The sequence below is a fragment of the Shewanella sp. 10N.286.52.A9 genome (assembly GCF_041468985.1).
Lineage (GTDB): Bacteria > Pseudomonadota > Gammaproteobacteria > Enterobacterales > Shewanellaceae > Shewanella > Shewanella japonica.
Map to the genome: position 1 here is coordinate 140,607 of NZ_JBFRJQ010000010.1, position 24,406 is coordinate 165,012.

A 24,406-nucleotide genomic window follows, 5' to 3' on the forward strand; every position below is an offset into this window, starting at 1 on the left:
GAGCCAGAGCCAGAGCCAGAAGTTGTAAAAGAAAAAGAAAACGAAGAAACGGATGTAAACTTGCCTGCTACAGGTGCATGGGCGGGTGATGTGTTTGCTAATCTCGTTAGCAGTTTTGATGCCAGTGCAGATGTCACAGCGCAGCATCAAACATTACTGAATATTATTGGTCATAGTTATAAATTACGTAAACAGGCAGATTATTGCCAATATGGTGCGCAATTGGCCGATAACTATTTAGCTGTTTATGCCAAGTACCAGCAACAGAATAAGGTTGCTGCTGATGAAAAAGGTCCAGGCTTTATGCAGTTATCAACCATGCTTAATGATACGAAGCAGTTTGATAAAGCCATTATGCTATGTGAGCAAGCGCTGCAATATCAGCTAAGCGATGGAACTGTTACTGGTTTTGAAGGTCGAATTAAACGTATCGAGAAAGCAAAATCTAAAGCTGCAGGCTAAGGGCTATTTAACCTGTTGGTGAATACTATTTCACCTAGATTCAATTAAAGCGGACTTAGGTTCGCTTTTTTATTGCTAATATCTTTGTTAGTTATAGACATATTGATGGATCTTGCCATTATAGGGCGCGTTTGAGCCAACGGAGTTGCAATATCGCGCTACTTTTTGCTCGGCGAGTTAATGCTTCCCTTCACTTTTGAGGAAATTAAGAGGTTTTTTATGAATACCAAAGTACTGACTTTGTTGGTTTTATGCTTAGGAATATTCAGCTTGTCAGGCTGTATTCGTACACCTGAATGGACTCTTTTTTATTACGCAGATCAAGCTAAAAAGCCGGCTAATCCGATACAAGCGGATTATATTGCGGGTTATTATGACACGCTTGAGCAGTGTCAGTTAAAAGGCGATGGTATGTTACGCCTTAGTGGAAAAAGCCTTGTTGAAATAGACAAGCAGGCTCTGGAAAATGCTACAGCAATACCTGTAGCTATCGAAAAAGGATATCAATGTGAGCAGCTATGTCAGGTCGATGATGAAAATGTGATTCATTGCCAATAACCTGCTTTAGGGAAGATGAATGCAGCTAAAACAAGATTTTTTTGAACAACTTGAAGGATTTTATTCGCAGGTTTACCCGCTGCCTATTAGTCAACCTCATTGGCTTGCTTGGAGTGATGACGCCGCGGCATTAATCGGCCTAACTAAGCCCACCGATGAGTTACTGATGCAGATGTCAGGTAATCACCAGATGCCTAGTGCGAGTTATTATGCGCAAGTGTATAGCGGTCATCAGTTTGGTGGTTATTCACCACGATTGGGTGATGGTCGTTCAATTATTCTAGGTGAAGCATTTAATGGGCAAGATGCGCATCCACAAGCTTGGGATATTGCCTTAAAAGGTGCAGGCCCAACCCCGTATTCCCGACATGGCGATGGCCGAGCAGTAATGCGCTCTGCAGTAAGAGAGTTTTTGGCATCGGAAGCGCTCGCAGCTTTATCTGTTCCTACTACACGTGCCTTAGCCGTTATAGGTTCTGATTTGCCCGTTTGGCGTGAATCCCAAGAAACCGCTGCTATTACCGTAAGGCTGGCAAAAAGTCATATTCGTTTTGGCCATTTTGAATATTTTTGTCATAGCGAACAAGGAAGTAAAGATAAGCTTATTCAGTTACTTAATTTTACTATTGCCCAACATTACCCGCATTTATCGCAAGATTATCACGGTTACAAAGCTTGGTTCACACAAGTGGTTAAAGATACCGCTGTGCTGATTGGTCATTGGCAAGCCGTTGGTTTTGCTCATGGGGTGTTGAACACAGATAATATGTCTGTTTTGGGCGACAGCTTTGATTTTGGCCCTTTTGCTTTTTTAGACACGTTTAAAGAAGACTTCATCTGCAATCATTCTGATCCAGAAGGGCGTTATGCGTTCGGTCAGCAGCCCGGTATTGGATTATGGAACTTGCAACGTTTAGCGCAAGCATTAACGCCTGTGATCGAATCTGATGATTTGGTCGCTGCACTGAATACCTACCAAGCAGAATTAGTGAAGCAATACTTGTTATTGATGCGGGCTAAAATGGGCTTGTCAGTAACAGAGCAGATCGCCAATTCGTCAGAACAAGACAAACAAGATTTAGACCTAATAGGCCGATTTTGTGGGGTGATGCAGCATAATATGTTGGACTACACCAATACCTTTAGGGCTTTTGGTAACTTGGATGTCAATAGCGCTAAATCCAATATCGCTGATGAAATAATCGATAGGCCAACATTTGATGCTTGGTATAAGGACTATCAGCAACGAGTGGGACAAGTGACAGATATTGAGGCTTGGCAAGGTGCAAGAAACAGTGTTAATCCGAAATACATTCTGCGTAATTATCTTGCACAGGAAGCCATTGTCGCCGCAGAAGATGGAGATAATGGTAAATTGGTTGAATTACACCGGTTATTAACACAGCCCTATGCCGAGCAAGAACATATGTCACACTATGCTCAGCGTCCGCCGCAGTGGGGACAGGGATTAATTATGTCTTGTAGCAGTTAATTTTTATTTTAAGCATACGATAAGCCGAACAGTAAACATGTAGGCTTATCAATAACGCAGGTTTACCTAACAATATGAATAGCGAAAAGCCCGTGATTGGCTTGCATTCAATCGCATTAGACAAAGAGTCTCTCAGTATTTTAATCCGTGCAGATATTGATTTTGAGCAGTTTGAACAATTTGCTGAGCCATTGGCCGCGGCGATAGATTGCGAAATCCGTGAGCAACAATGGGGCGCAGATAGACATCAATGGCTATTGAATTTCGAAGGCAGCCAGCTTTGGTTACATTACGAGTTTTATGGCGATATTTGTTGGATATCGACCGATGTCGCCTCGGATATTGAAGTGTTAACGTATTTAATGACGTTATTAACACCATTAGTCACAGTGAAGGGCGCAAATGAGTAATCGTCAAATAGATAACGATTCGACAGAGCAAGCCAATTCGAATAAAAACCAAGATGCATCATTTGACTTTCAAGCTTTAACGCCTGACTTAATTTTAGATGCTATCGAGAGCTTAGCGGTATACCCAGAAACCGGTTTATTAGCTTTAAATAGCTATGAAAACCGTGTTTACCAATTTCGGTGTGATCGTGGGAATCGATATGTGGTTAAGTTTTACAGGCCGCATCGTTGGTCTGAAGAACAAATTCAAGAAGAACATGATTATGCGCTGGCATTGGCTGCAGAAGATATTCCTATTGCTGTCCCAGCGATTATCGATGGTAAGACTTTACACCACTATCAAGGCTATAAATTTACGCTATTTCCTTCTATTGGTGGGCGTGCTTTTGAGGTCGACAATCTTGACCAATTAGAGTCTGTTGGTCGCTTCATTGGCCGTATTCATCAATATGCCAGTAAACAAGCATTCCAATATAGAGAGCCAGTTTCATCAAAGATTTTGGGTGATGATGCGTTGGCGTATTTACAGCAATCTGGTCAAGTGGCTGATGGCATTAGTCAGCAGTTTTTTACCGTGGCAGAGCAAGTGTTAGATAAAGCTAAAAGTGCGATGTCAGGGCATCAATTTCCAACGATTCGTCTACATGGAGATCTGCATCCCAGTAATATTTTATGGACGCCCGATGGCCCAGGCTTTGTGGATTTAGATGATGCAAGGCAAGGCCCGGCAGTACAAGACATATGGATGATGCTAACGGGTGATCGATCTCAACGGCTGTTACAATTAGACGTCTTGCTAGAAGGTTACCAAGAGTTTTACGATTTTGACCAAGGTCAGCTCGCTTTAGTTGAGCCTCTAAGGGCCTTGCGCATGCTTCACTATAACGCTTGGTTAAGTAAAAGATGGCAAGATCCCGCATTTCCAATGAACTTTCCATGGTTTGGTGATATCAAATACTGGGAACAACAAACCTTAGCGTTTAAAGAACAACTTGCAGCGTTAGATGAAGCACCATTAAGCTTGATGGGATACTAGGTGTTAACTAACGTAGATTGTTACAAATGTTCTTGATAAGGTCTTGAGATATTGCAATAACCTAAATTATGATACGGTTTAGGTAATACATACATTAGCTCTGCGTAAAGCAGGCAATAGATGGCAAATTTTAAAATTAAAAAATAATTTAAGATTGCACACTAAAGGAAGCAAAATGAAAAAAGCACTATTAATGGCAGCAGTACTACTTTTAGCCCCATTGGCGGCAACTGCTGCAGATTATAAAGAAGGTGTACATTACACTGTGATTAATGAAGGCCCAGCAACGTCTAAGCCTGAAATTACAGAGTTTTTCTCATTCTTCTGTGGCCACTGTTATAACTTTTCAAAAACAGTTGTACCAAAAATTGAGAAAACATTGCCAGAAGGTGTTGCGTTTAACCAAGCACACGTAGAGTTTATTGGCCGTGAAATGGGCACTGAAATGTCTCGTGCTTTTGCGATTGCTCACCAATTAAATGTTGAAAAGAAAATCGAACATGCAATTTTCGTTGCTATTCACGATACTAAGCAACGTTTCACTAGCCAAGATGATATCCGTATGCTGTTTATTGCTAACGGTGTTGATGGTAAAGACTTTGATGCGGCAGCAAACTCATTCATGGTGAATGCACAAATGTCTAAAATGAAGCGTGATACTGAAAACGCAAAACTATCAGGTGTACCTGCATTAGTGGTTAACGGTAAATATCGTGTTGAGACAGGTTCAATTAAGTCTTATGACGAGCTTTTAGATATCGCTTACTACTTAACGTCTAAAGATAAGTAATCGATTAAGATTAACTAAGACGAATTATTGACGCAGTATTTGTTCGATAATTTGATAAAAAAATAGAGCCCGCAGTGGCTCTTTTTTTATGTCTGTATTATGTGAGGTTAATTGTCCAACCACCTGAAAAAAGGCAAAAAAAAACCGTAGGTTTCAAAATTATTCATTTTAAAACGATACGGTGTTGAGCCAATTGGCTCGTTATTTACCCTGAGTAACGTTAAATACTCTACCAAAGCGTCAAAAAAATGGCAAGTGTCATTTTTGTGTTATTTCATTATTTGAACTTAATCGCTGAATTTAAGGTAAAAAATGTTTAACTTTACGAAACTCTTTGGGGATTTATATTGTCAAAGTGAAGTCATCAAAAACCAATAACAACATGCTTGAGGAGTTCTCATGAGAAGGTTCCCCGTTTACGCACCTAAGCTTATTGTCAAACATGCACGTATTTTTCTTACAGGGGTTATTTGGGTTAAAGATCTAGGTTGCTTAGAGTTTAAGAAGGGACGTTTTTTAATGCCAAAAAAAAGCCTGCCAAAAGTAAAGCAGGCTGTTTCAGAACTTAATGAGCTATTAGCTGCTCAGCATAATGAAGCTAATGCTATTTAGCTTTCGCTATTAAGTAATCCAACAAGACCGTTAACTTTGTCATTCCAAGAGTTGAGGTCTTGTTGTAGTTGTTGATTAGTCTCAGTCAACTGAGCGTTCTTTTGCTTCTCTTCTTCAAGCTCCATTTTAAGTAGCTCAGCATTTTCAAGAGTAGCCTGGATTTTGGCTTCCAGTTGGGACAATAATTCAAGGCTCATATCGGGAGTCCTAATAGTTTCTGGATGGAATGCTGATTCTAGCAGTGACTGGGGTTTAAGGAATAGACAAATCTGTTAAGTGGTTAAAAAAAGTACCAGTTTTACTACTATTTTCTAAGCTTTAATCACCTTGAGCTGTATTTAGGTAATTTTTTACTGATATCTAGCAGCAATCCCTGATGTTCAGTGTCCCATGAAAGTCTTACTCATTAGATAAACCTCGTTTTAAAACGACCTTTTTTGGGAATTGTCATCTTGTGCAGAACGATTGACGGTTAAATGTCATCCACATTGTCCATTTGCTTGACATTACAACTGATGATTCATAGTCTGCTAGCTCTGTTTTCAAGGTGGTAGCAAATGGACATCAAATATAATTTAAAATCGTCACGCCGTACTGAGCAATTTCATCCAGAAGGTAATGTTGGATTTGGTAATCTCAGAACTGATCATATGTTTTTAATGGATTATCGAGATGGCCAATGGTGCGATCCACGTATCGAACCTTATGCTCCTTTTGAGATTGCGCCAGGTGCAATTTCATTGCATTACGGTCAGTCTATTTTTGAAGGCGCAAAGGCCTTTATGCATGACGACGGTGAAATCTATACCTTTAGATTGAATAAGAATGCGGAACGTTTAAACAACTCTGCAGATATCTTATGTATTCCTAACCTTGATGAAGAGATTCAACTTGAAGCCATTAATGCGCTTATTGATGTGGATCGTTTGTGGTTCCCGATGCAAGATGGCGCTTGTTTGTATATTCGTCCTTTCATTTTTGCCACCGAAGATCGTCTATCGGTGAGTCCTAGCCTGAATTTTACCTTTTGCGTCATTTTAAGCCCAAGTGGCGCTTATTATGCTGATGGGGTAAGCAAAGCGATTCGTTTACTAATTAGTAAGAAGTTCCACCGTGCAGTATCGGGTGGCACTGGCGCATCGAAAGCGGCGGGTAACTACGCTGCGTCACTGCGAGCGGGTCAAGCTGCTGCTGAATATGGCGCTGCTCAAGTGTTATATCTTGATGCTAATAATCAACAGATTGAAGAAGTGGGCGCAATGAACCACTTCCATGTGCTAAAAGATGGCACTGTAGTGATCCCAACATTTACTGATACGATTTTAAAATCAATCACCTCGCAATCAATGCTTGAGCTAGGGCACCTATTAGGCTGTGAAGTGCGTCAAGAGACGATCATGCTAGATAAGTTTATTGCTGATATCGAGGCGGGTGAAATTGTTGAGGCGGGTGGCTTTGGCACAGCAGCAGTTGTGTCACCTGTGGGATCGTACATTTTTGAAGATGGACGAGTGGTAACCGTTGGTGATGGTGAGGTCGGTCCGTGTATTAAGCGAATCTACCAAATCTTTACTGAACTACAAAATGGTCAACTTGAAGGCCCTGAAGGCTGGGTTAAACGTGTTGAGCGAGTGGCTCCTTAATACCTAGTAGAATACCTAGTGCAGGTGTTTTGACCATTAAAAAGGCTCCTAAGGGAGCCTTTTGTGTATCTATCACATGCCTGTTAACTGTTAGTTTTGTCAAGTTTGTCTTGCTGTAATACGGCCAAACATTCATCTGCTGGCAGAGGTTTACTCAGTAAGAAGCCTTGGACTTGATCACAGCCTTCTGACTGCAAGAAGTCGAGTTGTTCTTGGGTTTCTACCCCTTCAGCAACGACATTCAGTTCTAAACTATGGGCTAAGGTAATAATTGCACTGGTTATTGCTGCGTCATCAGGATCTTCAATGATATCGCGCACGAACTCTCGGTCGACTTTTAACGTATCAATAGGGAAACGTTTTAAGTAACTCAAGCTCGAATACCCAGTCCCAAAGTCATCAATAGCAATGGTGAGTCCTAAGGCTTTAAGTTGCGACAGCACTTCCACTGAATCCTTTGGATTACCCATGATCATCGATTCGGTTAACTCAAGCTCTAATGCTCCAGCAGGTAATCCTGAGACGGCCAATGCGACTTCAATGGTTGAAATGATATCCGCTTTTAATTGTCTTGCTGAGAGATTGACGGCAACTGAGATATCTTCAAAGCCTTGTTTATGCCATTCAGCAAGTTGATTACACGCTTCATCAATGGCCCAGTGCCCAATGGCGTTGATCATCCCAGTTTCTTCTGCCAATGGAATAAATTCAACGGGTGAAATGAAGCCGAGCGTTTTACTTTCCCAACGCAGTAGCGCTTCAACGCCTAAAATTTGCTTGGTTTTAATATCGTATTTAGGCTGATAAACCAGATAGAGCTCATTACTTTGAATCGCTTCTTTTAGCCCAGCTTCAAGCTCAACATGACGGGTGGCATATTGGTTTAGCTCTTCGGTATAAAACTGGAAGTTATTGCGACCTAAAGATTTTGCATGATACATGGCGGTATCTGCATACTTGATCAGTGAGGTACTGTCGTCAGCGTCATTAGGGAATAAACTGATACCGATAGAAGGCGAGACAGTAATATTTTTATCTTCAAGTAAGAAAGGCGCTTTAAAGGCTTTAAGCACTTTTTCAGCAATGATGGTAGCCGCTTTTAACTTGGCGACCCCTTCCAAAATAATGGTGAACTCATCCCCGCCTAGACGGGCAACGGTATCGCCTTCACGAATAGCATTTTGCAATCGACTCGCAACGGCTTTTAGCAGTAAATCACCCACATGGTGTCCCATGGAGTCATTGATGTGTTTAAAGCGGTCTAAATCAAGGAATAACAAGGCAACAATTGATCTCGAACGATGGGCCTTAGTGATAGCTTGATTAAGTCTATCTTGGAATAAGGTTCGGTTCGGCAGGCCTGTCAATGGGTCAAAGTTTGCTAAAATTCGCAAATCTTCTTCCGCTTTTTTACGGCTCGTGATGTCAGTAAATACCGCAACAAAGTGGCTGGTTTCACCCTTAGTATCAATGACTTGGTTGATTTCTAGCCAAGCCAAAATACCTTTTTTATCTTTAGTTCGAATGTTGATTTCACCGGCCCAATGCTTTTTACGCAGTAGCTGTAATTCGACATTATGGTAGAAATCTCGAGAACGCTTTCCATGGGCGAGGAATAAGAAATGCTTGCCCGCGATGGCATCAGGCTCAAAACCTGTTATTCGACTGAAAGCAGGGTTTACTGAGCGAACACGGTAATCTAGTTCTCCCACTACTACGGCCTCATTCATACTGTGCAGTACTTGAGTGGAGAGTTTCAGCTCGTTTTCAGTTTCTTTTCTGACAGTGATGTCTTTATGGGTTCCTGCCATTCTGACCGGTCTGTCTTGTTGATCCCATTCAACAACCTTGCCTCGATCGATTAACCAGATCCATTTGCCCGCTTGTTTTTCAACACGATATTCAGCTTCAAAGAACTCAAGTTTACCTTCAAGATGTTGATTAAGAATTTTCGACACCCTAGGTTTATCTTCTGGGTGAATATTATTAATCAAAGCTTGATCTTCATTACCAAGGCGCAGCGGTGGCACCATGTCCGTTCGGTAGACTTTATTTTCACGTATGTTCCAGTCCCACATGCCATCACCAGACGCCCATAGCGCCAGTTTCAGGCGCTCTTCAGAGGCGCGGATACTGATCTCAAATTCACGCTGCTGTTCACGCTTTAGCTGTTTAAGATAAATCAGGAAAGTAATCGCCAGCATGATGGCAATACCATAAATGACGTAAGCTGCTTTACTTAAATAAAACGGTGGGACGATAGTAAATTTGATACTAAACGGAGCTTGGTTAAAACTGTTGTCAGTTAACGTGAAGCGCACCAATAACTCATACTCTTTAGGTGCAAGACCTGTAAAAGTAATATTGTTGGTATTGTTAAGATCAACCCAATCGTTATTGTGCCCGACTAATTTATAACTTAATTGGTGAAATCCTGGGTAATTGTATTCAAGCGCACTGACTTCAAAACGAATGACATTATTCACAAATGGCATGGTCAGCTCAGGAGGATGAGATAAGTCATGCAATTGATGATGCTCATTTCCAATGGTATAGCTAGTAAGCGCTAATTTGACATCAGGTCTTTCTGCGGGCACTTCATCCGGGGTAAATTGGTTAATGCCATTAATCCCGCCAAACCATAAGTCGCCATCTGCATCCCTAAACTTGACCCCACCATTAAATTCGTTGGCTTGCACACCATCAAAGACATTAAATGCCACGAGTTGATTATCAGGAGTGACACGAATGATGCCTGAGTTCGTGCTTAACCAGAGGTTTTGCTGGTTATCTTCGAGAATGGCATAGACCGTGTGTTGCTTTAATGATTCATTTAAGGCTTCAAAGTGAATGCTACCGTCTGCCAATTCAATAATTTTGTCGACACCGCTATGGGTTGCCATTAAAAAGTCACCCGTGCTGGTAGCAATAAAATCACGGATACGATTATCACTCAGTGTTGATTCGTCCGCGGGTTGGCGAACCTTTAACGTGAGTTTTTTATCATCTGGCTTTAGCCTTACTAGGCCTGCCATTGTCCCAATCCAAAGGTTATTTTGATGATACTTTAGAGAAAGAATTGAGCGCTCTTGAGGTGAGTACGTCTCTTGGTAATCAAATTGATATTGATGTAGTACCCCTTCGCCTGGTAAGACAAAATACAGTCCATTACTGCTTCCCACCCATAAACGCTGTTTGTCGTCTAACGCGAGCGAGCGTATATGCAAAGTGTTGGGAATAAGGTGGTCAAATGCCGGTAAAAAACTGAGCTGTTGATCCGGTGTCAGTCTGGCTAAACCATGATCAGTTCCGAACCATAAGTTGCCATCGGGCGTTTCAGTTATTGCATGTACCGTGATGTTTAATTCAGATTCATTAAGGTTTAATGCTGTGGCAAACAAGTCATTGTAATAATAAAATTGGCCTTGTTTTTCATCAAAGGTTTTAACTCCTGCGCTTTCGGTTCCAACCCATAGTCTGTCTTGGCTATCACGAAATATAGCTCTGATCATATTAGCCATTTTGGGCTTAGATGGGTGCATTTCATAAATATGATTAAAATAGACTTGGTTAAGATTAAGCTTATTAATACCAGAATAACGAGTGCCTAACCACAATGTACCATCGGGCGCGAGCATGATGGTTTGTAAGTTATTTTCGCTGATTGAATGACGGCTATTAGGGTCATATTTATGGACTTTACTGCGCCACTGACCGTCGATTAAATCAAGTTGTATTAATCCTGCATTAGCACCAATAGCCCATACTTGTTGGCTATTGCTGATGACAAAATCATGAATTTCGTTAAAGATGGTTGGCTGCTGATTAGTCCATACGAGTGTTTTTTCGTGGGTGATGAGATCATAGCGAACTAGCTCGTTACCTATCGCGAACCAAACTGAGTCATCTTGAGCGTTAGTATGAATGCTATTGACTCTTAAATCTGCAGGGATATCTAAGCGAATGATGGTATTGCTATCAATGGCAAATGTCCCGCTTTGCTCAGTGCCAACAAAGATATATTTATCATCGACATTAGCGACATAGCTGATGCTGGGGTCAATGCTATTACTGATACTAATCTTGGTGATTTTATTGGTTTTTAGCGAGAGGGTATAAAGGCCTGTTTTGGTGCCAATCCATAATGAGTCACCAATTAAACTTAAGCTGGTTAAGCGTAAGTCATTTAGACCGCTTTCTAAGCCATAATTGGTGAACTTGCCAGTGGCTAAATCTAGTTTGCTGAGGCCTTGAGAGAAGGTTGCAACCCATAAGCTATCGTCGGGTGATTGCAAGATATCAATAATGTAATTACCGACAATACTAGACGGGTCGTTACTGTCATTGAGAAAAATATCAAACTCGATTCCGTTGTAGCTATGCAGTCCATCTTGGGTTCCGACCCATAGCATACCAGCCTTATCCATAAACAGTTTGGTGACTGAGTTTTGGTTCAGCTCATTAGAGCCTTCGAACTGATCAAACGACAATAAATGATTATCATTTTTAGGTGTGATTGCGATAGCTTGAATTGTCATTGAGATGATAAACATCGCAATGATAAAAGACGTGCTAAATAATGTGGCTAAACGTAAATTCAATCTGCACCTATAGTAATTAGAATAAACACCTAGTGATGTTGGTTGCATATTGTTAGTTAGGATGTAAATGCTTAACAAGAATAGTCATAGCGGAGAGAAATAACACACTATCCGTTTGTTAAATACACAAAAAAAAGCATTTAAATCGTCTTAAGCAACCATATTACGTAGCTATATGCTTTATTTCAAATTACATTTCAGTTTTACGTAGGGTGGATGTTGCAAAAGCTTAATAGAGTTAACAATTTACTTAAAAGTTAACGCTATAAAGTAAAAAACACGCTGAATAGCGTGTTTTTAGTCATGTTCGATAATGCTATTAATTATCTTGTTTTTGATCAGGGGCATGTTGCTGGAAAATTTCCTCAAGCTGCTGGTCTTTATCAAACCAAACTTGATTTAACCAACGTTGAAATTCAACCCGGGTTTCAGCTTGCGAGAAATACACTTCAGAATCGACTTCTGGCACAGGCATTTGCTCAATACGTACGACAATCTTTTTCACCCGCCCTGACATGACTTCGTACAAAATGCCTTCTTTTGCTTTAGCATCAGCATCAGGATAGGCCAATGTCATGTTCAATAAGCCAGTAAACTGCTCACCCATAGCTGAAAGAGTAAACGCGATTCCACCTGCTTTAGGACGCAATAAATGACGATAAGGTGATTGTTGGCGACGATGTTTATCTTCAGTGAAACGGCTACCTTCAACATAATTGATGATTGACGTTGGGATATGGATAAACTTCTCACATGCTTTGCGAGTCGTTTCTAAATCTTTGCCTTTGAGTTTAGGATTCTTTTTTAGTTTGGCTGGGCTGGTTCGGTTCATAAATGGCATATCCAATGCCCAACAGCCTAATCCTAAAAATGGGACAAATATGAGCTCTCGTTTTAAAAAGAACTTCATCATTGGTACGTTGTTGCGCAAAATATACGTTTGTGCAGCAATATCAAATCCACTGACATGATTACTGATAATTAAATACCAGCCATTTTCATCCAGTCCTTCTAGTCCCTCAATGTCCCATTCAATTTTGGCGATTAAATTTAAAATGCCGCCATTACATGATGCCCAAGCCCACATAAAGCGATTCATTAATCGTGAAATATGGTTACGACCTAGAGCCACTGGCACGAATAATTTAATGATGCCGCCAATACTGATTAATCCTGCCCATACAACAGTGTTAATAATTAAAAGTAATGAACTGATAAAGAACAGTATCGGACCTGGTAAAAAACTTAGCATGGAGCTAAATACCTCTAGTTATTTTGTCAGCCATTTCGCTGATTTTGTTATCTTTTTCGAGCCATAGTTGATTGAGTTGATTTTGGAACTCAATTTTAAACTCACGATCTTTACTGTAGTCACCACGCATTGCGTCAGGAATCGTTGTCACTTGAATATCAACATGGACTTCATCGAGGCCATTACAAATATATTCCCAGTAGGAAGGTATTTTATCAGGATAATAAATGGTGACATTGACTAATTTATTAATCTGGCTGCCCATTGCGTCAAGGGCAAATGCCATTCCGCCTGCTTTAGGTTTTAATAAATGACGATACGGTGAGGCTTGTTTTGTATGTTTGCCAGGATGAAAGCGAGTTCCCTCGACAAAGTTCATTACACTCACAGGCTTATGCTTGAATTTTTCACATGACTTGCGAGTTATCTCAATATCTTTCCCTTTAAGTTTAGGGTTCTTTTTAAGTTGTGCTGTGGAATAACGGCGCATAAAAGGGAAATCTAACGCCCACCAAGCTAGCCCTAACACTGGAACATAAATGAGTTGCTGCTTTAAGAAAAATTTCAAAAAAGGAATTTTGCGGTTAAATACTCGTTGTAAAATTAAAATGTCGACCCAAGATTGGTGGTTGGCAATGACCATATACCATTCTTTTTCTGAAAACTGACTATCGCCAGTTAACCTTATCTTCGTTGGGTGCAATATTGACTCAATCACACCGTTAACAGTGATCCACGCACTGGCACAGTTATCTAAAATATAACTGCATATTTTACGAATGATGTTTATTGGTAACACTTTGAATATACTAAATATAAGTATAGGTATTACCCAGAATACGGTATTTATTACATAGCAAATAAATGCTATCGATCCTTTAATTTTTGCAAACAGCGGCATCTAGCTCTCCTGTGAATGGAGGCTTATGTTACTCCGTGAAATGATTTGGCTCAATCCGAAGGACAATAATATCGCAATTTTTACGCAAAAATTACACGCTGTTCAGTCTGTATCATTGACTTACTATGATGATTGTTCGTACTCACTGCTGACTCAATCGATGCATCAATCTATCCATGGCTCGATATCCTAATGCTTGAGCAATATGACGTCTTTCAGTTGTTTTGGATTGTTGTAGGTCTGCGATGGTTCGAGCAACCCGCTGGATCCGATGAAAGCTTCTCACAGATAAACCGAGCTGCTGCACACTTGCGTCTAAAAACTCTAAGTCAGCTTGGTTCATGTTTAAATGCTGTTTTAACAGTGAAGGGGATAGTTCACTGTTAAGCAAACCTGCGCGCGATAACTGTATCTGTCTTGCTTGATTGACCCTTTTGGCAATGCTTTCACTGCTTTCAGCAGTTTGCTGGGGTTGGGTGAGAGTGCCTGCTGGCAGTTTAGGGACTTCGATTGTTAAATCAAAACGGTCTAAAAATGGACCTGAAAGTTTAGATAGATAACGCTGAATTTGGTCGGGGGTTGAGCGGGCATTATCTACATCACCACAAGGGCTTGGGTTCATGGCTGCAATCAGTTGAAAACGACTCGAGAATTTTACTTTTGCTGCTGCGCGAGAAATGACGACTTCGCCAGACTCCATAGGTTCACGTAGGCAATCTAATACTTTACGTGGAAACTCGGCTATTTCATCTAAAAACAATATTCCTCTATGGGCTAGTGATATCTCACCTGGCTTTGGGATGCTGCCACCGCCAACTAATGAAATTGATGAGCATGTGTGGTGTGGTGCTCTAAAGGGACGTTCAAGAAAAGCGTTTGGTTTGATGTTTAACCCTGCGACAGAATGAATAGCGGCAACATCAATAGCTTCTTCATAGCTGAGCTTGGGCAATAGCGGAATGATTCGGTTAGCGAGCATACTTTTGCCGGTGCCAGGAGGGCCTAGAAATAGAGTGTTGTGCCCGCCTGCTGCAGCGATTTCTAACCCTTGCTTGGCCTGATATTGGCCTATGACTTCGCTTAAGCATAACTGCGGGCCTGTTGCTTCATCTTCAAACCATTGCGGTTGCTGGTCAACAAGTGGTAGTTGAGCTTGACCATGCATAAAGGCGGCAAGGTGCTGTAAATGGGCAACAAAGTGAGTTTGCTCAAAGCCGACTAACTCTGCTTCTCGTCTGTTTTCTAAAGGGATAAACAATTGATGTTGTTGGTTTTTGGCTGCAATGATTGCTGGCAGTATGCCAATACATGGACGAACCTCTCCCGATAACGCCAGCTCTCCAATAAATTCACTGTGAGCCAATTTATCCGACGGCACTTGGCCTGAAGCCGCTAAAATACCGATTGCAATGGGCAAGTCATATCGACCTCCTTGTTTGGGGAGATCGGCTGGAGCGAGGTTAACGGTAATGCGCTGCATGGGAAACTCAAAGCCGGCGTTGATTAATGCACTTCTAACCCGTTCACGGGCTTCTTTTACTGAGGTTTCTGGTAATCCGACTAAATTAAAAGCAGGTAATCCATTACTTAGGTGAACTTCGACTGTGACTTTAGGGGCTTCAACGCCGCAGCAAGCACGTGTGACTACGCAGGCAATCGCCATAAACAAATCCTTTTGTTTTTCGTTTACAGATATTTAATGACACTTAATGAGGTTATTAAGCCCATTAAGTGTAGCAGGTAAATAAATCGCTGTAGCCAAACCCCACCTATAACAAAAATAAGTGAGTTAGGATGAGTATTTATTGAATAGAATCAGAGCGTAAGGTTTTGATGCGTTCATCAATGTCGGGGTGAGTACTGGCCCAGTCTGGTATGTCGAGATTATGCTCAGCTTGCAATAACTGGTATAGCTCGACGATAGAGTCGGTATTTTTGTACCAAGTTTGAAGTTGCAATGCTGCAAACTGGTCGGCTTCTCGTTCATGATTTCGAGAATAGGTTAAGCTGGTCCCTAATACCGTGACACTGACAAGCATATCCGAGATCCCGCTGGCATCACCGACAATTAGCGCTGCGCCAACAGAGAGGATTGATGATTGTATTAACGTTGTGAGTACATGCCTGTGATGAACATGACCCAGCTCATGCAAAATAACCGCTTCAAGTTGTTGGTCGTTTTTCGCGAGGTTAATCATGTCATCCGTTAATATAATTTGACCGTCTGCGAGTGCAAAAGCATTAGCACCATCTTTGCTGCTATAGATTAACAAAGAAGGTTGGATTGAAAATACTATCTGCTCTTGATGCAGTTTATCTAATGTCTGCTGAAATAACTGCTGCAGTTCAACTTGTCTTTGTGGCTTGATTTGGCTTTCGGTGAATCCCATGGACTCCACTAAGCTGAACGTTTGCTCACCGACTTCTTCCACTACGGCATCCGGTAATAATTGGGCGATGGTTTTAGAAGCAGCAGGTATGCCATGCACAACAATAAAATACAGCGCAGCTAGTGAAACCAAGGTTGCAATAATAATCAGTCCAAGGTTTTTTTCTAGCTGGGCTATCCAGCTTTTTTTAGCGTGAATGTTGAGCCATTGATTAAGCTGTTGAGGATCTGTTGAAACAAAAACATGTCCGCTGGAAAACGTGATATGACGAGCCATATTACCTATAGGATCTGTAACAATGGTTTGGTCTAGTTGAAATTGCCCTCGGTGAACGTCTGAGGACAATGTCAACATCCCATTTTTACCCAGCACTAATGTGGCTGGGTATTTTGTGGCTTGTTTTGGGGCAAGAATATGCCCATTAACTTGTTCTATCACAGCTTTATTCCAGCAAACCTTGGCATTGCTAAACTATGCCAATATTAATATCAAAGGCATCTGCCACTTCATCTGCCACAGCGGTGCTACTTTGCTCATTATGGTCATGAGCTGTGAAAGCATCTAAGTTTCCTTCAACTGCAGTGACTTCTGCCATGTACTTAGCAAAACGGACATCTGCCCAAGCTTTACCCATGCCAAAGGTGAACATAACAAGCAGTAGATTAGTGATAACTAAGAATAAGAAACTTGAGGTTTTCATTGTCGATGCCATTTGTAAGTCATCATTAATAGATGTTTGGCTAAAGACATAATTGCGAACACAGACTTGAACATAGGCTGCGATGAGCATTGATAAAATAAACATGAAGAAGTATCCAAAGAACATCATGCCTATCAACGAAGCATTATTTTTAAATGCTTCTTCAGAGGCGCCACTTTGAATTAGCTCAACAATCGACCCCATCATGCCAAAAGCAAATGCAAAAACTGAAAAAAGTAAGCCTGCACCGAAGAATAACCCAATAGCGGTGACGGCAATTTTGGCATACTGATTGATTTCAAGTTTGGCATTAAATGCCTTATCACCATAGCGATAACCATTGATTAAGTATTGTGCCATTCCAGCGCTAACCCAAGCGTAAGAATAAATAGCAGCAACAAAGAAAAATACCACGCCTGCGGTAATTGCAATGCCGATAGCAATGGGGTTATCTGTCATTAACCTTGTAACAACACCAATACCAAATCCACCCGCGACAACAATAATATATGCCGCAATGGGTTTTAGCAGTAGGTTGATATATGCACCGCCATAAGAGCCAGCAAAATCAAACCTAACATTGCGAAAACGTGTCATACGAGCATCAAAACGAGCATTTCTAACGGCTAGAAATGGTACTGCTAACATGAATATGATGGCTAATGCGACAGCGACAGGAGGCATAGTGCTACTGAGCACTGACCATGTAATCAATAAGAATACGGCAATAATTCGGCCAATTAAGATTTGCATTGGCTTGGCAAGGTATTCGAATCTGTCACCGCCTAATTCAGTATTTCCGTAAAAGTAATTATTGGTTCTCACTTTGGCCCAGGCTGAGTAAATGCCGAATGTCACCATGGTGAGTAAAACGTTGACTATCCAAATACCAAAAAATTCACCACCAATACCGTGAAATTTAAATGGAGTACTGGTTGTTGATGTGTCTGAAGATATTGTTGATGTCGAAGCTGTAGAGGCGGTACTGCCTTGTGATGAGTCTATGGTACTCATTTAGATTTCCTTCCGTTGGAATTGAGCTGGTTATTAAAACGTTAAAAGTGATATAAATCAATATTTTTAATCATATTTCTGTCGCTTTATTTTGTGCATTACACTGAGTCACAATAAGCGGTTTTGGCGGGTTAGTTGTTATCAGTAGCATATTGCATGGTAAGTAAGCTTTCTCACAGAACTTAATCATGCAAGGTGTACTATTTACAGACATAATTAAGTTAAATGACATTCAAGCTTTAGTTTGCGGAGGCGAATCATTACTAAAATAGACTATGTTATATACAGTTAGGCTGTGTTGTATGCCGTTAGACTATGCTTTATTCAGATAACTGCGATAGGTATTGGTTGAAAAAGGACATGTCACTATGCGAGCTTTGCTCATTTTTATGTTATTCATGCTTTCAAATTCAGTGCTGGCGAGTACTAATGTCGTGTTTTTAAACCCCGGTGCAGCTGATGATTCATTCTGGCACCATATCGATAATGTCATGCAAGTTACAGCGCAAGATCAAGATTTTAATTTAACGGTTTTACATTCAAACCGTGACCGTAATTTGATGTTAAATCAGGCGGTTGAAATTTCTAATCATGCATCTTTACCGGACTATCTTGTCATGGTTAACGATAAAGATGTTGCTAAAAAAGTGCTTGATACTTTTTACCAAAAACCCGTTCACATTATTTTTATGATTAATGATATTGAGCAGCCACTTAGGTTGCAGTTAATGAACGATCCCCACTGGAAAAAGTACTTATTACCTGCAGTTATTGAAGACAATTATCATATTGGTCGTGAGTCTGCTGCAGCATTAACTCAATTATTTACGACTACTCCCGCACATGTGGTGGCTGTAGCGGGAGATGATGTAAGGGAAACATCGCTACTACGCACACAAGGAATGGAGGGGTATTTTAACCTGCATTTGAATACCGTATTGGAGCTGGTCGTTTATGCAGATTGGCAAGCCAATAAAGCCTACGAACAAACGCATATATTGCTGAATCGATTTCCTGGGGTAGACGGCTTATGGATTGGCAATGATGAAATGGCAGTTGGGGTCGTTAAAGCCTTAAAAGAAACCCACCGAAAACCGGGTGAAGATATTAAAGTATTGGCGATTAACCCTTCGGTCTTGTCATATGAGTTACTTAAAAATGGTGACGTCAATGCGATAGGAGGAGGCTCATTTTTATTAGCAGGTGTGGTGGGGCTAAATATTGCTCGTCATCAGCAAAAACAAACATTTGACCTATGCCTTGAACATAATTTTTATCGTCACTTAACACTTGAATGCCCTTTATTTCGTATGATTGTTAACAATCAATGGCATCAAATCCTTGAGCAAGAAGTCAAAGCGGTATGCAGTGTCAATTAGCGCAGCTTATTCAACTTTAAATCAATAACCTGAGTGATTAAATGACCTCTAAAAAGGCATGTAAAATGGGTTCGTGGGTGCGTTTTTGTTTACAACAACAGCCAAGCTGAAATGGGGCAATATTTTGCTGTGTATCTAATTTAACCAGTCGTTCTCTTACTGGACTATTTTCAACCACAGCTTCTGGGCTGATACTGACACCACACCCTAACGCGACCATAGAAGTTATCGCTTCTTGACCTGATACTTGAGCATAAATATTAGGTTTGAATCCCATTGCTTTAAACCAGTTGTCAGCTCGACGTCGCCCAGGGCCATGATCCGGCACAATGAAGGGTAATTTTGCCCAATTAATGGGAACGGTATTAACCATTTGCTGTACTTGGCAATTAATTGTCGGAGCGTAAACATGCAAAGGCACTTGATCAATTTCTGCAAAGTGGAGACTACTCGGCAATGAATCAGGTAAGGCGATGATGGCAATATCAGCGCGGTTATGCTGAATTTCATCTACAGCATTAGCTGCATCACCTGTATTAAGGGTGATTTCTACCATAGGATGTTCACGTCTAAATCGATCTAACAAGGCTGGAAGGTGGCTGTATGCTGCTGTAACTGAACAATATAAATTGATCCGCCCGTGCAGTAGAGGTTGGTCCGGGTCAATTCGACCTTTCAGGTTGAGCCATTCGGATAAGGTTTGTTCTGCAAAACGCCTAAATTCAGTTCCCGCATGGGTCATACTGACACTGCGGTTATCTCGTTCAAATAATTTGCAGCCCACCTCTTCTTCTAATCGCTGCATCGCTCGACTGAGCGTAGATGGACTCACATGGGTTTGTTCTGCAGTTTTACCAAAATGCAGACTATCACATAGGTGTAAGTACAGTTTTAACGCACGAATATCCATGAATCAACCTTAAATAAATGAGTAAAAAAACAGTATGAAATGGCTCATTTTTAGTATTGCATAAAATGCAATATAACATCCCGAATATATCATTTTAAGCAATGAGCAGCTTACGCTATAGTGATCCCAATCACAACTTTTGTGCCGTGAGATTGCCAAAATGTTGTGTCTCAAATTTCTGAATTAAAGGTGGTATCTCAGATGGCTAACTATTTTAACTCTCTGAATTTACGTCAACAATTAGCTCAATTAGCTCAATGCCGCTTTATGGACCGTAATGAGTTTAGTGACGGTTGTAATTTTATTAAAGATTGGAACATTGTGATTTTAGGTTGTGGGGCACAAGGCCTGAACCAAGGTCTCAATATGCGTGACTCTGGACTGAATATTTCATTTGCACTTCGCCCACAAGCGATTGCTGAAAAGCGTGCCTCTTGGAAACAAGCTACTGATAACGGCTTTAAAGTCGGTACATTTGAAGAGCTTATTCCTGATGCTGATTTGGTATTAAATCTAACTCCAGATAAGCAACATTCAAATGTTGTTAACGCAGTTATGCCATTAATGAAGCAAGGTTCAACCTTGTCATATTCTCATGGTTTTAACATCGTTGAAGAAGGTATGCAGGTTCGCTCAGATATCACCGTTGTGATGGTAGCGCCTAAGTGTCCTGGTACTGAAGTTCGTGAAGAATACAAACGTGGTTTTGGTGTACCGACATTGATTGCTGTTCACCCTGAGAATGATCCTAAAGGTGATGGCCTTGCCATTGCTAAAGCATATGCAAGTGCAACAGGCGGCGACAGAGCTGGTGTGTTGTTATCTTCATTTGTTGCCGAAGTTAAGTCTGACTTAATGGGCGAGCAAACCATCCTTTGTGGCATGTTGCAGACTGGTGCAATCCTTGGTTACGAGAAAATGGTTGCTGACGGTGTTGAGCCAGGTTACGCGGGTAAGTTAATCCAACAAGGTTGGGAAACAGTAACAGAAGCGCTGAAACATGGCGGCATCACGAACATGATGGATCGTTTATCGAATCCTGCCAAAGTGAAAGCGTTTGAAGTTGCCGAAGAACTAAAAGTGATTCTTAAGCCGTTATTTGAAAAGCACATGGATGACATTATCAGTGGTGAGTTTTCTCGCACTATGATGGAAGACTGGGCTAATGACGATGCAAATTTACTGCGTTGGAGATCTGAAACCAACGAAACAGCATTTGAAAATGCACCGGCATCTGATGAGTATATCGACGAGCAAACTTACTTTGATAAAGGTATTTTCTTAGTTGCTATGATCAAAGCAGGTGTTGAATTAGCGTTCGATACTATGGTTGCTGCGGGCATTATCGAAGAGTCGGCTTACTATGAGTCACTGCATGAAACGCCTCTTATTGCCAACACCATTGCACGTAAACGTTTATATGAAATGAACGTGGTTATTTCTGATACTGCTGAATACGGTTGTTACCTATTTAACCATGCTGCAGTGCCATTATTACGTGACTATGTAGCTGGCATGTCTTCAGAATTGTTAGGAGCTGGTCTAAAAGAAGGCTCAAACAGTGTTGATAACAAGCGTTTGATTGAAGTAAATGAAGCGATTCGTCATACCGATGTTGAGTTCATTGGTGCAGAGTTACGCGGTTACATGACTGACATGAAAGGTATTGTTGAAGCTAGCTAATATTTGTTGATTGTGTTGTGAAATACCTGTTCAGCTAAGCTATCGAGCAGGCATCTATCTACCATTTGCTAAATGCGTAGAAGAAACAATCTATAGAAAATTAGGATGATAAAGACGGATTATGTCCTAATCATCATAGCTTTAGATTTTGTTGTTGTTTGCATTGTCTCGGCAGGGAAGCTGAATTTTTTTTACAACACATGATTTTTTGTTGTGTTTATAAATCACTTTATGGTACTCCTATAGAGGATAAATTATAAACAAGTCCGGCATGGAGCCTGACTCAACAAAAATAAACAATTATTTTTTAGGAATCAGTTAACCATGTTTAACCAAGCTGCCCAGCTCATTATTGTGATTATTACCGTCGTGATTATTAAGTCACCGCGGGGGTGGCGTTTGGCAAAGAGACAGAGTTAATCGTCAGAATTTGCAAAACCCCCGCTCCGAAAGGACCGGGGGTTTTTTGTTTTCTAGGGTTTATTTTGTTTCACAAAAGCAAGGTTAAATGAGAGCCAATAAGTGGCAATAACGATTTATCAGACGCACTGATCTTAGCTCAGTAAATGCAGATGAAATACGAGACTATCAATATGGAATCAGGACAGACAATGCGCGGCGCCGATGCCGTTATCAAAGTATTAGCGGCACATGGTGTGACGACGATTTTTGGTTACCCTGGTGGGGCAATCATGCCGATTTATGATGCGCTATATGGTCATCCTGTTGAGCACTTACTGAGTCGTCATGAACAAGGCGCGGCCTTTGCGGCTGTAGGCTATGCCAGAGCCAGTGGCAAAACAGGCGTGTGCTTTGCAACATCAGGGCCTGGTGCGACGAACTTGATAACGTCATTATCGGACGCCTTACTCGATTCGGTCCCTGTGGTTGCGATAACGGGGCAAGTCTCTACCGCTGTAATTGGTACCGATGCTTTTCAAGAAATAGATGTACTCGGGATGTCGCTGTCATGCACCAAACACAGCTTTATGGTGACAGACATTAATGAATTAATTCCTACACTTTATAAAGCGTTTGAAATCGCTGCATCTGGTCGTCCAGGCCCTGTATTGGTTGATATCCCAAAAGATATTCAAATCGCTGAGCTTGAATATAAAACACCTCTACTTTCAGTGGTTGAAGAGCCTGCTCCAGTATTAACTGATATCGAGGCCGCACGAGCACTATTACAACAAGCGAGTAAACCTATCCTTTATGTTGGTGGTGGTGTTGGTATGGCTGGCGCAGTTGATCATTTGCGTCAATTTATCAATGAAACAGGCATACCTTCGGTTGCAACCTTAAAGGGCTTGGGGGCGATTGCACATGGCACCAAAGGCTATTTGGGTATGTTAGGTATGCACGGCGGCAAAGCCGCTAACCTCGCTGTGCAAAACTGTGATTTATTGATAGTGGTCGGTGCGCGCTTTGATGACCGTGTTACCGGACGTTTAGCTACGTTTGCAGGCAACGCCAAGGTGTTGCATCTAGATATTGATATCGCTGAAATCAATAAATTACGCCAAGCGGATGTGGCTATTTCAGCTGACTTTCGTCAAGTATTACCCGCATTGTCTAACTCAATTGAACTTAAATCACATGAGTTAGCACAGTGGCAACAAGAGGTGGAAGAGCTTTATCGTGAGCATCAATGGGATTATCAACATCCTGGCGATTTAATCTATGCGCCAGCAATGTTACGCCGCTTAGCGAATAAATTACCTGAAGACAGTGTTGTGAGCTGTGATGTCGGTCAGCATCAAATGTGGGTAGCTCAGCATATGTGGTTCCGCCGTCCAGAAGATCACTTGTCTAGTGCTGGTCTTGGCACAATGGGATTTGGCTTGCCTGCAGCAATTGGTGCACAAGTTGCTCGCCCAGATGCAACAGTCGTGACGGTATCGGGTGATGGCTCATTCATGATGAATGTGCAAGAGCTGACAACCATTAAGCGCCGCAAGTTACCTGTGAAAATTTTGCTTATCGATAACCAAAAGTTAGGCATGGTGAAGCAATGGCAGCAATTGTTTTTTGAACAGCGATACAGCGAAACCGATTTATCTGACAATCCTGATTTTGTGTTAATGGCATCGGCATTTGATATTCCGGGCCGCACCATACATCGTGCAGAAGAAGTAGAAGCTGCACTCGATGAAATGCTTGCTGCACCTGGACCTTTTATGCTGCACGTAGCCATTGATGATGCATTTAACGTCTGGCCTTTAGTGCCGCCAGGAGCGTGCAATAGTGACATGATGGACCAAATGGAGAAGCAAACATGATGCATTCAATAGAGCTGTTGCTATCGCCGCAACCTGAAGTGTTAGAACGAGTATTACGAGTAACTCGTCATCGTGGTTTTACAATCATTGAACTGAACATGACAGTCACAGAATCGGGTGAGTTTAAGGTTAACTTTACCGTTAATAGTGACAGAGTCATTGAATTATTAACGCATCAATTAGGTAAATTATTTGATGTGATTAATTGCCAAGTGGTTATGCCATCTAAGCCTCAAACGGCTTCTACTTGCGCAACTGCTTAATGCATTTCATCAATATTCGATAGAAGGG

Annotated in this window: 19 protein-coding genes and 1 pseudogene; 12 read left to right on the plus strand and 8 right to left on the minus strand. The window is 41.3% G+C overall.

The genetic code is table 11. From position 1 onward, the window contains the following. The 7 genes and pseudogenes from AB4128_RS09540 to AB4128_RS09570 all read left to right on the plus strand — a co-directional run. Positions 1-462 (plus strand): annotated as a pseudogene (locus AB4128_RS09540) (hypothetical protein); the annotation flags it as partial. Positions 463-681: 219 nt separating this feature from the next. Further along, complete coding sequence (locus AB4128_RS09545) at positions 682-1,020, plus strand: hypothetical protein (protein ID WP_065108869.1); 339 nt, start codon at positions 682-684, stop codon at positions 1,018-1,020. 19 nt (positions 1,021-1,039) lie between these two features. Further along, a complete protein-coding gene (locus AB4128_RS09550; protein ID WP_372037540.1) occupies positions 1,040-2,512 on the plus strand; it encodes a YdiU family protein in 1,473 nt (490 codons plus the stop codon). Positions 2,513-2,586: 74 nt separating this feature from the next. Further along, positions 2,587-2,922 (plus strand): DUF3630 family protein, encoded by a 336-nt coding sequence (locus AB4128_RS09555; RefSeq protein ID WP_055026162.1) that lies wholly within the window; start codon positions 2,587-2,589, stop codon positions 2,920-2,922. Next, positions 2,915-3,958 (plus strand): serine/threonine protein kinase, encoded by a 1,044-nt coding sequence (locus AB4128_RS09560; RefSeq protein WP_192021677.1) that lies wholly within the window; start codon positions 2,915-2,917, stop codon positions 3,956-3,958. The genes AB4128_RS09555 and AB4128_RS09560 overlap by 8 nt, the downstream gene beginning before the upstream one ends. Positions 3,959-4,133: 175 nt before the next feature. Then, positions 4,134-4,748, plus strand: a complete 615-nt coding sequence (locus AB4128_RS09565; protein WP_372037541.1) for a thiol:disulfide interchange protein DsbA/DsbL — start codon at positions 4,134-4,136, stop codon at positions 4,746-4,748. Between the two features lie 399 nt (positions 4,749-5,147). After that, positions 5,148-5,360 (plus strand): DUF1107 domain-containing protein, encoded by a 213-nt coding sequence (locus AB4128_RS09570; RefSeq protein WP_055026160.1) that lies wholly within the window; start codon positions 5,148-5,150, stop codon positions 5,358-5,360. Here AB4128_RS09570 and zapB read toward each other — a convergent pair. Further along, the gene (gene zapB / locus AB4128_RS09575) at positions 5,357-5,557 is read right to left on the minus strand and encodes a cell division protein ZapB (RefSeq protein WP_055026159.1); all 201 of its coding nucleotides are present in this window, start codon (positions 5,555-5,557) and stop codon (positions 5,357-5,359) included. The genes AB4128_RS09570 and zapB overlap by 4 nt on opposite strands. A gap of 360 nt (positions 5,558-5,917) precedes the next feature. Here zapB and AB4128_RS09580 point away from each other — a divergent pair, with 360 nt between their 5' ends. Further along, positions 5,918-7,003, plus strand: coding sequence for a branched-chain amino acid aminotransferase (locus AB4128_RS09580; RefSeq protein WP_055026158.1), 1,086 nt, complete (start codon positions 5,918-5,920; stop codon positions 7,001-7,003). 83 nt (positions 7,004-7,086) lie between these two features. Here the strand turns inward: AB4128_RS09580 and AB4128_RS09585 are convergent, their stop codons facing one another. The 6 genes from AB4128_RS09585 to AB4128_RS09610 all read right to left on the minus strand — a co-directional run bounded on the left by AB4128_RS09585 (position 7,087) and on the right by AB4128_RS09610 (position 17,861). Further along, positions 7,087-11,541, minus strand: coding sequence for an EAL domain-containing protein (locus AB4128_RS09585; RefSeq protein ID WP_372037548.1), 4,455 nt, complete (start codon positions 11,539-11,541; stop codon positions 7,087-7,089). 382 nt (positions 11,542-11,923) lie between these two features. Next, positions 11,924-12,856 (minus strand): acyltransferase, encoded by a 933-nt coding sequence (locus AB4128_RS09590; RefSeq protein ID WP_055026157.1) that lies wholly within the window; start codon positions 12,854-12,856, stop codon positions 11,924-11,926. Positions 12,857-12,860: 4 nt separating this feature from the next. Next, positions 12,861-13,757, minus strand: a complete 897-nt coding sequence (locus AB4128_RS09595) for an acyltransferase (protein WP_055026156.1) — start codon at positions 13,755-13,757, stop codon at positions 12,861-12,863. Positions 13,758-13,899: 142 nt separating this feature from the next. Then, positions 13,900-15,420: a YifB family Mg chelatase-like AAA ATPase gene (locus AB4128_RS09600; RefSeq protein ID WP_080917014.1), complete on the minus strand. Its 1,521-nt coding sequence runs from the start codon at positions 15,418-15,420 to the stop codon at positions 13,900-13,902. 139 nt (positions 15,421-15,559) lie between these two features. Next, complete coding sequence (locus AB4128_RS09605; protein ID WP_372037542.1) at positions 15,560-16,585, minus strand: M48 family metallopeptidase; 1,026 nt, start codon at positions 16,583-16,585, stop codon at positions 15,560-15,562. Between the two features lie 28 nt (positions 16,586-16,613). Then, on the minus strand, positions 16,614-17,861 hold the full coding sequence (locus AB4128_RS09610; RefSeq protein WP_192021673.1) for a YjgN family protein: 1,248 nt from the start codon (positions 17,859-17,861) through the stop codon (positions 16,614-16,616). A gap of 368 nt (positions 17,862-18,229) precedes the next feature. Here AB4128_RS09610 and AB4128_RS09615 point away from each other — a divergent pair, with 368 nt between their 5' ends. Continuing rightward, the gene (locus AB4128_RS09615) at positions 18,230-19,240 is read left to right on the plus strand and encodes a substrate-binding domain-containing protein (RefSeq protein ID WP_065108852.1); all 1,011 of its coding nucleotides are present in this window, start codon (positions 18,230-18,232) and stop codon (positions 19,238-19,240) included. A 37-nt stretch (positions 19,241-19,277) separates the two neighbouring features. On the opposite strand, the gene ilvY is transcribed toward AB4128_RS09615, so the two are convergent. Next, positions 19,278-20,150: an HTH-type transcriptional activator IlvY gene (gene ilvY, locus AB4128_RS09620; RefSeq protein ID WP_119969342.1), complete on the minus strand. Its 873-nt coding sequence runs from the start codon at positions 20,148-20,150 to the stop codon at positions 19,278-19,280. 201 nt (positions 20,151-20,351) lie between these two features. Here ilvY and ilvC point away from each other — a divergent pair, with 201 nt between their 5' ends. From ilvC to ilvM, 3 genes are all read left to right on the plus strand, one after another. Further along, positions 20,352-21,833 (plus strand): ketol-acid reductoisomerase, encoded by a 1,482-nt coding sequence (ilvC, locus tag AB4128_RS09625; RefSeq protein ID WP_055026150.1) that lies wholly within the window; start codon positions 20,352-20,354, stop codon positions 21,831-21,833. Positions 21,834-22,426: 593 nt separating this feature from the next. Then, the gene (ilvG, locus tag AB4128_RS09630; protein WP_372037549.1) at positions 22,427-24,115 is read left to right on the plus strand and encodes an acetolactate synthase 2 catalytic subunit; all 1,689 of its coding nucleotides are present in this window, start codon (positions 22,427-22,429) and stop codon (positions 24,113-24,115) included. Then, positions 24,112-24,378, plus strand: coding sequence for an acetolactate synthase 2 small subunit (gene ilvM / locus AB4128_RS09635; protein ID WP_372037543.1), 267 nt, complete (start codon positions 24,112-24,114; stop codon positions 24,376-24,378). Before ilvG ends, ilvM begins: the two co-directional genes overlap by 4 nt. The last annotated feature ends 28 nt before the right edge of the window (positions 24,379-24,406 follow it).

Coding starts and splice junctions, on each gene's coding strand:
- ilvM (WP_372037543.1), top strand. CDS start 24,112: ATGATGCATTCAATAGAGCTGTTGCTATCGCCGCAACCTGAAGTGTTA.
- ilvC (WP_055026150.1), top strand. CDS start 20,352: ATGGCTAACTATTTTAACTCTCTGAATTTACGTCAACAATTAGCTCAA.
- AB4128_RS09560 (WP_192021677.1), top strand. CDS start 2,915: ATGAGTAATCGTCAAATAGATAACGATTCGACAGAGCAAGCCAATTCG.
- AB4128_RS09565 (WP_372037541.1), top strand. CDS start 4,134: ATGAAAAAAGCACTATTAATGGCAGCAGTACTACTTTTAGCCCCATTG.
- AB4128_RS09600 (WP_080917014.1), bottom strand. CDS start 15,420: ATGGCGATTGCCTGCGTAGTCACACGTGCTTGCTGCGGCGTTGAAGCC.
- ilvY (WP_119969342.1), bottom strand. CDS start 20,150: ATGGATATTCGTGCGTTAAAACTGTACTTACACCTATGTGATAGTCTG.
- AB4128_RS09590 (WP_055026157.1), bottom strand. CDS start 12,856: ATGCTAAGTTTTTTACCAGGTCCGATACTGTTCTTTATCAGTTCATTA.
- AB4128_RS09580 (WP_055026158.1), top strand. CDS start 5,918: ATGGACATCAAATATAATTTAAAATCGTCACGCCGTACTGAGCAATTT.
- AB4128_RS09545 (WP_065108869.1), top strand. CDS start 682: ATGAATACCAAAGTACTGACTTTGTTGGTTTTATGCTTAGGAATATTC.
- AB4128_RS09550 (WP_372037540.1), top strand. CDS start 1,040: ATGCAGCTAAAACAAGATTTTTTTGAACAACTTGAAGGATTTTATTCG.
- ilvG (WP_372037549.1), top strand. CDS start 22,427: ATGGAATCAGGACAGACAATGCGCGGCGCCGATGCCGTTATCAAAGTA.
- AB4128_RS09615 (WP_065108852.1), top strand. CDS start 18,230: ATGCGAGCTTTGCTCATTTTTATGTTATTCATGCTTTCAAATTCAGTG.
- AB4128_RS09555 (WP_055026162.1), top strand. CDS start 2,587: ATGAATAGCGAAAAGCCCGTGATTGGCTTGCATTCAATCGCATTAGAC.
- AB4128_RS09610 (WP_192021673.1), bottom strand. CDS start 17,861: ATGAGTACCATAGACTCATCACAAGGCAGTACCGCCTCTACAGCTTCG.
- zapB (WP_055026159.1), bottom strand. CDS start 5,557: ATGAGCCTTGAATTATTGTCCCAACTGGAAGCCAAAATCCAGGCTACT.
- AB4128_RS09595 (WP_055026156.1), bottom strand. CDS start 13,757: ATGCCGCTGTTTGCAAAAATTAAAGGATCGATAGCATTTATTTGCTAT.
- AB4128_RS09585 (WP_372037548.1), bottom strand. CDS start 11,541: ATGACAATTCAAGCTATCGCAATCACACCTAAAAATGATAATCATTTA.
- AB4128_RS09570 (WP_055026160.1), top strand. CDS start 5,148: ATGAGAAGGTTCCCCGTTTACGCACCTAAGCTTATTGTCAAACATGCA.